The organism is Candidatus Cyanaurora vandensis (assembly GCF_013285555.1).
Taxonomy (GTDB): Bacteria; Cyanobacteriota; Cyanobacteriia; order Gloeobacterales; family Anthocerotibacteraceae; genus Cyanaurora; species Cyanaurora vandensis.
In genome coordinates this window covers 1-8,891 of sequence record NZ_JAAXLT010000032.1, presented here as the reverse complement: position 1 = coordinate 8,891, position 8,891 = coordinate 1, and the positions used below count along the sequence as shown (strand labels likewise).

The window sequence follows — 8,891 nt, the reverse complement described above, 5'->3', positions numbered from 1 at the left end:
CCCCCGTACCCTGCCGGGCACAGGCGAGCAGGGTAGGAGAGCAAGAATAAGTTCTTTTCTGCCTTGGTCCCCCGTTTACCTGTGCCCGGCAGGGTACGGGGCGGAGGGGCGGCTGTTGGCGAGCTACTGAAATTTTATAATTCAACTCGGATTGCTATAGTGTACGGGATCAATTTGTTCAATCTACTCGGCTGGTGAATGGAAGGGCTACTCGGTAGGGGGTTCCTTTACCATGGAATAACCCGTTGAGCCGTGAACCATGACCCTGCCCAGCCAGTATGACCCCTTTATCACGGAATCCCGGTGGCAGCAGTACTGGGCGGACCATAATTTTTAGCAGGCCGACCCGCAATCCGGGAAAGAGCCTTATACCATCGTCATCCCGCCCCCCAACGTGACGGGAAACCTCCACATCGGGCACGCCCTGGGTTCGAGTGTGCAGGATACCCTGATTCGCTATCACCGGATGCAGGGCCGGGATTGTCTGTGGTTGCCGGGGACGGACCATGCGGGGATTGCCACTCAGACCGTGGTTGAGCGCGAGTTAGGACGAGCAGCCCTAGGGTTGAACCCAGCCTACGGTAAGCTGACGGAGAACCAGAAAAAAGCCGTCAACCAAGCGGGAAGTCAAGCGCGAAAACAACTGGGGCGCAGCCAATTCGCTGAGCGCGTCTGGCAGTGGAAAGAAACCTCCGGCGGGCAGATTATCCACCAACTCAAACGCTTAGGTTGCTCCTGCGACTGGAGCCGGGAACGCTTCACCATGGATGCCGAATTAGTCCAAGCCGTGACCCACGCCTTTGTCTTGATGTATGAGCAAGACTTGATTTACCGGGGAGAATACTTGGTCAATTGGTGCCCCGGCTCCCAGTCGGCGATTTCAGACCTGGAAGTAGATAAAAAAGAAGTCCAGGGTTCCCTGTGGTACCTCAAATATCCAGTAGTGGGCACGGATCGCTATCTGGTCGTCGCCACCACCCGCCCGGAGACAATGCTGGGAGATACTGCCGTGGCAGTCAACCCCGAGGACCCGCGTTACCAGGACCTCATCGGGCAGATGCTGCTGCTACCCATCCAGAACCGCGAAATTCCCATCATTGCCGATGCGTCCGTGGATGTCAGTTTCGGGACGGGTTGTGTGAAAGTGACTCCTGCCCACGACCCCAACGACTTCGCCATGGGCCAACGCCACGGTTTACCCTTCATCAATATCTTTAATCCCGATGCGAGCCTGAACGAGAACGGCGGGCCTTTTGTAGGACAAGACCGTTTCGAGGCCCGCAAAAACGTCGTCCAGTGGTTTGAGGAAGCGGGTCTTTTAGAAAAAATCGAACCCTACAAACACACCGTCCCCTACTCCGAACGCGCTGGGGTCCCGGTGGAACCCTACCTCACGACCCAGTGGTTTGTGCGGATGGAACCTCTAGCCCAAACCGCCCTGGATTTCGTCAGCCGCCAGGAACCCCGGTTTGTCCCGGATCGCTGGGAAAAAGTCTACCGCGACTGGCTGGTGAATATCCGTGACTGGTGTATCTCTCGGCAGTTGTGGTGGGGCCACCAGATCCCGGCTTGGTACGTGGCGGGGGAGTCCGTGCCCATCGTCGCCCTCAACGAGGAAGAAGCCTACCGCCGCGCCCGTGGCCAGTACGGCCCAGCGGTCCAGCTAACGCGGGATGAAGATGTCTTGGATACTTGGTTCTCCTCGGGGTTATGGCCCTTTTCGACCTTGGGTTGGCCCGCGTCCACGGCAGATTACCAGCGGTACTATCCCACGTCAGTCCTAGTGACGGGGTTTGACATTATTTTCTTCTGGGTGGCCCGGATGACGATGATGGCGGGTCAACTCACGGACCAGATGCCCTTTCGCGATGTGTACATCACGGGCTTGGTTCGTGATGAGAAGGGCCAAAAGATGTCCAAGTCCAAGGGCAATGGCATTGACCCCCTAGAACTGATGGATAAATACGGTACTGATGCCGTCCGCTTCACTCTGTTGTCAGCGATTGCCGGGGCTGGGCAGGATATTCGTCTTGATTACAACCGCAAGACCGACGAATCCGCGAGCATTGAGGCCGCCCGTAACTTCGCCAACAAACTCTGGAATGCGGCCCGGTTCGTCTCGCTGAATCTCAAAACGGAGAGCCGCGCCCAACAGTTTAAACAGTCCGAATCCACTCTAGAGCTGGCTGACCGCTGGATATTGTTGCGCCTCCACCAGACGATAACTGCCGTGAATGAACTGATGGGCAATTATGAACTGGGTAACGCCGTCAAGCTCATCTACAGTTTCATTTGGGACGACTATTGCGACTGGTACATTGAGCTTGCCAAACCCCGCTTTGGAAGTACGACCGGACCGATAGCTGAACACATTTTAGAGACCGTTTTAAGCGAGGGTCTGAAGCTCCTCCATCCCTGGATGCCCCACATCACGGAGGAAATCTGGCAAGCCCTGACCGGAGCCAAAGACACTTCCATCTCCATTCAGCCTTACCCAGTGACAGACCCCCAGTGGCTAGTTGGCACCGTGGAGACCCAGTTTGAACGCCTCCAAGTCGTCATCCGCATCATCCGTAACCTCAAGGCCGAGGCGGGTATTCCCCCGGCCCAGGCGGTGCCCATCTATTTGATTGCTCCCGAACCGGAGGATTACCAGTTACTCCAGAGGAATGAAACCTATCTGAAACTCGTCAAACTCAGTGCAGTTCAGCTAACTGCTACTGTCCCTCCCTTGACAGCAAAAGTGTTCGCGGGCGTGGCGGGGGCCGTGACGGTCCTTTTGCCCCTGACTGACCTTGTGGACCTAGCTAATCTACGGGTCAAACTAGAGCGCGACCTGACCAAAAAAAACAAGGAGCGCGATAAATTACAGGAACGTCTCGCCGGTCCTGGCTACCGCGACCGCGCCCCTGCCGAGCTAGTCGAGAAAGCCGAACAAGAACTCCAGGATCTAGACCAACAAATTGTTACCCTCCAGCAACGATTAACGGTGCTGTGAATCGAAATCACAACCTAAAGAGGGCTTCGGTCACGTTTAAACCGGGGTAGTCGTGTTTCTTTAGGGGAGGGGCTACACTGATCATCGTGTGCTCCTCTACTTCATTACGGTGTCGTTATGAACCATGAAGAATCCCTAATTCTCCTGGATACGCTGTTGTATCCCAACAAATTAAATGACATCCAGACGCTGGTCTTCGTGGAGTGTTGGGAGGGCCATTCCTATGCTCAGATTGCGGAGACTCATGCCTACGACAGCGAATATATCAAAGGAGTGGGTTCTAAACTATGGCAGCGCATCAGCGAAGCTCTTGGTGAACCCGTCACGAAAAATAGTTTTCGTTCGGTTTTAACCCGTCGTCCCTTACCTGCGGCCCCGGCGCGTGCCCGCCGTCTCCTCCCCCAGCCACTTACCCCGTTGGTGGGCCGGACCCAGGAAGTAGACCACGCCTTAGCTCTCTTATGGTCAGCCCACGTGCGACTCGTTACCTTCACGGGACCGGGGGGTACGGGAAAAACACGGCTCGCGCTAGAAGTTGCTACCCTTATCCAGCAGGACTTTAGCGACGGGACGGTCTTTGTGGCCTTGGCTCCCCTGCGCGATCCAGCTTTGGTGGTCCTCGCGATTGCCCAAGCCCTGGGGCTCAAAGAAGTAGGCCGCCAACCCCTAGCAGAGACGCTCCAGGACTATATTTATCCCAAACAACTACTGCTGGTGCTCGATAACTTTGAACATCTGCTCCCGGCAGTGGACCTCGTGGCTCAACTGCTCACGAATGCACCCCATCTCAAGATCATTGTCACCAGCCGCACAGTGCTACGGCTCTACGGTGAATACGAATTCCCCGTCCCGCCCCTGGGTCTACCGGACCCAGACCAACCCGACCTCCTCGCCCCCGCTGTCCAGCTTTTTTTAGAACGTGCCCGCGCGGTCCATCCCGGCCTAGAGCTACCCCCCAACCAAGCCAAAGCGGTCGCCCAGTGCTGTGTCCAACTTGATGGTCTACCCTTGGCCCTGGAGCTAGCCGCCGCCCAAAGCAAAGTCCTCACGCCCCAGGCCATCCTCAACCGCTTAAACCAACGCCTGAGCTTGGGCGAACGGATGGGCCGGACGGGACCCACCCACCAGCGGACCCTGCGCGAGACGATGGACTGGAGCTATGAACTGTTGACGCCCCATGAACAAGCCCTTTTCACCCAACTCGGGGTCTTTTGGGGGGGAGCCTCCCTCGCCGCCATCGCACAAGTCTGTCAAGAACCTGATGTAGAAACAGGATTACAAGCATTACTCGACAAGAGCCTGATCCGACAACGGGCTGATCACCAAGGCGAACCACGCTATTTCATGCTCCAAATCCTCCAGGAATACGCCCAAGCCCGTTGCCCTGAGCCCGATGAACTCAAACGCCGTCATGCCCACTATTTTGCCCAGCTTGCCCGCCGCGCCCAGACTGAGTTGGCGGGGAGTAACCAACGGTTCTGGTTAGCGTATTTAGCGGAGGAATCAGCTAATTTACGGGCGGTCCTGACGTGGTGTCTAGCCCATGACCCGGACCTAGGACTACAGATTGCCGGAGACTGTTGGCTGTTTTGGGAAGTGAGAAGTCTGTTGAGCGAGGGGCAGTACTGGCTGACCCAACTTTTGGCGCGGACGGTCAGTGCGCCGAGTCAGGGACGCGCTCAGGTCCTGAATATCACCGGACGGCTCGCCATCTTTCAGGGTGATTTCCGGCAAGCTCAGGTCTGGTTTCAGCAAGGTCTCGCCCTCTGTCGTGAGCTAGATTACCGACGGGGGAAGGCTTTTGCCCTTGCCAATCTCGGGGCCCTGGCTTGGTACCAAGGAGATTATCCCCGAGGCCAGCAGTTGGGTGAAGAAGGCCTCGCTTTGGCGATTGCCATCCAGGACCGTTGGCTTGAGGGGGCTGCACGCAATACTTTGGGCTTGGTGGCCCTAGCTCAAGGAGATATTGCCTCGGCCCAACGCCAAAACGAGACTAGCCTGAACATTTACCAAGAACTCCAAGACCGCTGGTCCATGGCAATTCTGCTCTGGAGTTTGGGCGGGGTCGCCACGGCCCTCGGCGATTACCCACGGGCGCGGGACTGTTATCAACGGGGCCTGCTCCTGCACCGCGAACTTCAAAATGAATGGGGACTGGCCCACAAACTCGCGGGTCTTGGTCAAGTCGCCCTCTTTGAAGGCGACCCCGTGCGGGCAGCGCGTTTACTAGGGGCGGCTGAGACCCTGGGTGAACGGCTAGGTACGCCACCAGCTCAAATCGCTGCCCAGGCTTTTTTGATGGCGGTCCAACACGTTCAGGCCGCCCTAGGCGACAGTTTCCAGACCCTGTGGGAGGAGGGCTGTGCGCTGAATGCGACGCAAGCGGTGGACTATGCTCTCATTAACCGCGAACGGGTCAATCTCGCTTGGGCTACCCCCCTCGCCTTGAAGAGCAGCATTTGACGGACTGGGGTACATCAAGCGAGTATACTGTGATGGACTCAGGACAACTTGGCGGCCCGTTTCCTTACTATGCCCGAACTGCCACCCCAAAAACCGTTAAAGCCTCAAGCCAAGACTGGATTAACCCTCAAAGCCGTGCGTCAAGGGTCCAGTGAACCCGTCTTTATGCGCGGGATTCGTTATTTTTTACGTAATCGCGTCGTCCAGTACAGCGAGACCGATCCTCAGCACATGACCGCCCGGGTGAGTGGTTCCGGTAGTGAGCCCTACAGTGTGGATGTTGAGATCACTGGGACGGAGGCATTTCGGAGTACCTGTAGTTGTCCGTATTTTGAAGAAGTCTGTAAACACGGGGTTGCCGTCCTCTTGACCTACCTACAACGGCGGGACCGCAACCTGCGCCAGAGCGTCAAAGAACTGCTAGAGCAAGCCCGCGACCAACGGGACGAAAAAGAAGCCCCCGGCCCTGACCCCAAGGAACTGCTCAACCCCCAAGAGCTAGATCCCACCGCTCCCCGTGACTTCCAGATGGGGCTCTTACTACTGCCTCGGCCCCTCGCGGTCATCCTCGGCATCTTACCCACCCAGGCCACCGGGAAAGTAAATATCCTCAAAATCCCGCCCGTAGCCCTAGGGACCTTACCGGAAGCTAGTCCCGCTCGTCGTTTGGCGGAATATCTCGTCGCCCTACCCCAAGCCATCACCGGATCAGCAGGAGGCCACCGCGTTCCTCAGGGTCAAGAAGGGATTGTCCTGGATTTCACCCGCTACGCCGTGCAACTAGTGAATGTGATGACGGGGGACCACCTATCCTTTGCCGAAATTCCGGCTGAGGTCCGCCTGGAGATCCAGGAGACCCCCACCGGAGAACTAGAGGGGAAGCTCATCGCCACAGTGCAAGATTTGCCCCTGACGGACCCACTATTCATCTTGGGGACCCCGAGTTGGCTCTTGGCGGGGACGACGTTTTACCGTTGTGATACCAGTTGGCTCAAGGGCCTGACCACTCAATTTGAATCCGGCGGCACGTTCTTACTCAAAGAGACCCAGGTACCGACCTTTTTAACCCGCACTTGGCCCCACCTCAAGGGTCAGCCCCAGATTGTCTTTGTTACCCAACCCGCCCCTGAGGTGATCCAGGAAGACCCAGTGGTGGTCCTGAACTTGAGCGAAAAAGAGTCTTCTAAGGAAGGTGCGCCCGCGCTCTTGTTACAGTTGGGCTTCCGCTATGGCAAGTTGCTGGTCCCCTCAGAGACCCTACCCCAGGAAACCGACCGCACCCATACCCGGTTCACCAGCGAAACGGGTCAGAGTCTCTGGGTCCGTCGCTTGGTCGCCCAAGAGATGCAACTGCGCCAAGTCCTACAAAATCTCCAGCCCGACCGAGTGAGTGGCGACCGTTTCTTTTTCAGTGGCGAACGTGCTCTTGAAGCCTTGGCCCTGTTGCAGCGGTACGGGCAGGACTGGCAGGTGGACCAGGAAGCCCTGGCCTACTACCGGCTACATCCCCAGTCCTTGACCCTCCGTGCCCACTTGACCCTAGAGGCTCCCCGTTTTCGGATCTACTTCAAGGCCCAGAGTGACCAAGCTGAGGCGAGTCTGGCGGAATTGGAACAACTCGTCACCAAGGGACTCAGCTATTACCAGGGACCGGATGAATATTTTTCCCAGTTCCCTGCCCGCGCCCTAGACCGGCTCCTCCGGCAAGTAGACCTGGATTTCCAGCAACCCCGGCCTCTCTATCAGGTCTTGCCGCTCGTTGAAAATCTGGTCAATGAGAACGTCGAAGTTACCTATGACGAACGCCTGACCACTTTCCTAGAGCAGTTACGCAATATCGAGGAAATCCCGGTTCGTCCCCTCCCCGTGGGACTCCAAGGCGAGCTACGCAGCTACCAACGCCACGGGGTCAATTGGTTGCAGTTTCTCTCCCAGTTCGGGCTGGGCGGCATTCTGGCAGACGACATGGGCTTGGGTAAAACAATCCAGACTCTGACCTTACTCTTAGCCCATCACAGCAACCAACCCGCTGCTCCGCCCACGCTGGTCATTGTTCCGACTTCGGTGGTCTACAACTGGCAGGACGAAGCCCGCAAGTTCACCCCTAATCTCAGGACTGAACTCTTTTTGGGTACGGACCGCCAGGAGATGCTCAACCAAGCCAAGCTACCCCAGGTCTTCTTCACCACCTATGGGATTGTGCGTCGGGATATCAACTTACTCAAGGATTTTCTGTTCAGCTATGTCATTTTGGATGAAGCCCAGAATATCAAAAATCCTGAATCAGTCTCCGCCAAGTCCGTCAAACAACTTAAGAGTCTCCACACCCTTACCCTCAGCGGCACGCCGATTGAGAACCGACTTCTAGAACTGTGGTCCCTCTTTGACTTTTTGATGCCGGGCTTCCTCAATGACCACAAGCACTTCCAAGAGAAATACGAGCGTCCCATCGCCGCCGGAGACCCGCAAGTTGCCCGTGAACTCCAGACCAAGATCCGGCCCTTCATCCTGCGCCGTCTCAAAACCCAAGTCGAGAAGGACCTCCCCGCCAAGACCGATATCCTGAGCTTCTGTACCCTGAGTAGTGTCCAGCAACCGTTATATTTACGGACCCTAGAGCAGTGCCGGAGTCAGATCTTCGGGGAACTCGCGCACCAAGGTTTAGGGCAGGCCCAGATGTCTATCCTGGCAGCCCTATTAAAACTCCGGCAAATCTGTTGTGACCCCCGTTTAATTGCTGGTAACGAGAATTTCACTGCCCAGGACTCCGCTAAGTTGCAACAGTTGCTGGAACTGTTGGAGACGATTCTAGAAGAAGGCCACCGAGTCCTCATTTTCAGTCAGTTTGTCTCAATGCTCTCACTGCTCAAACGGGCCTTAGACGAACAGCACCTCAGCTATGAATATCTAGACGGGGGGACGACTGCCATGGAGCGGCGGACCCGTGTGGAACGCTTCAACAGTGATCCCCGCGTCAAACTCTTCCTCATCAGCCTCAAGGCGGGCGGCACCGGACTCAACCTCACTGGAGCCGATTACGTAATCCACTACGACCCCTGGTGGAATCCAGCCGTAGAAGCCCAGGCCACAGACCGTGCTTACCGGATTGGTCAGACCCGCCCCGTCTTCAATTACAAACTCATCACACGCGGCACCATCGAAGAAAAAGTTCTCCAACTGCAACGCGATAAAGCTGAACTCGCCAGCCAAATGCTCAGCACCGACAGCGTATTCGTCAAAACCCTGTCTCAGCGCGATTTGGAGTTCCTCTTCTCTTAAACTGGGTAATTACAATAGAGCTCTTAATCAATTGCTCAATTGACACTCCCCCCGGCTAAAGCCGGGGGATAGCTGGGTGCTACCGCCCAGCTCTTGGTTCCACGAGTCAGCTTGCAACATCGGATTGCGCCTCTGTCGTAGGGGCTATGCT

Annotated in this window: 2 protein-coding genes and 1 pseudogene; all 3 read left to right on the top strand. The window is 56.5% G+C overall.

The genetic code is table 11. The features are described 5' to 3' along the window. The first annotated feature begins 259 nt into the window (after positions 1–259). Positions 260–2,998: pseudogene (locus HFM78_RS02010) on the top strand (valine--tRNA ligase). Between the two features lie 117 nt (positions 2,999–3,115). Then, on the top strand, positions 3,116–5,461 hold the full coding sequence (locus HFM78_RS02005; RefSeq protein WP_287127742.1) for an AAA family ATPase: 2,346 nt from the start codon (positions 3,116–3,118) through the stop codon (positions 5,459–5,461). A gap of 69 nt (positions 5,462–5,530) precedes the next feature. Further along, on the top strand, positions 5,531–8,740 hold the full coding sequence (locus tag HFM78_RS02000) for a DEAD/DEAH box helicase (protein ID WP_287127741.1): 3,210 nt from the start codon (positions 5,531–5,533) through the stop codon (positions 8,738–8,740). Positions 8,741–8,891: the final 151 nt, after the last annotated feature.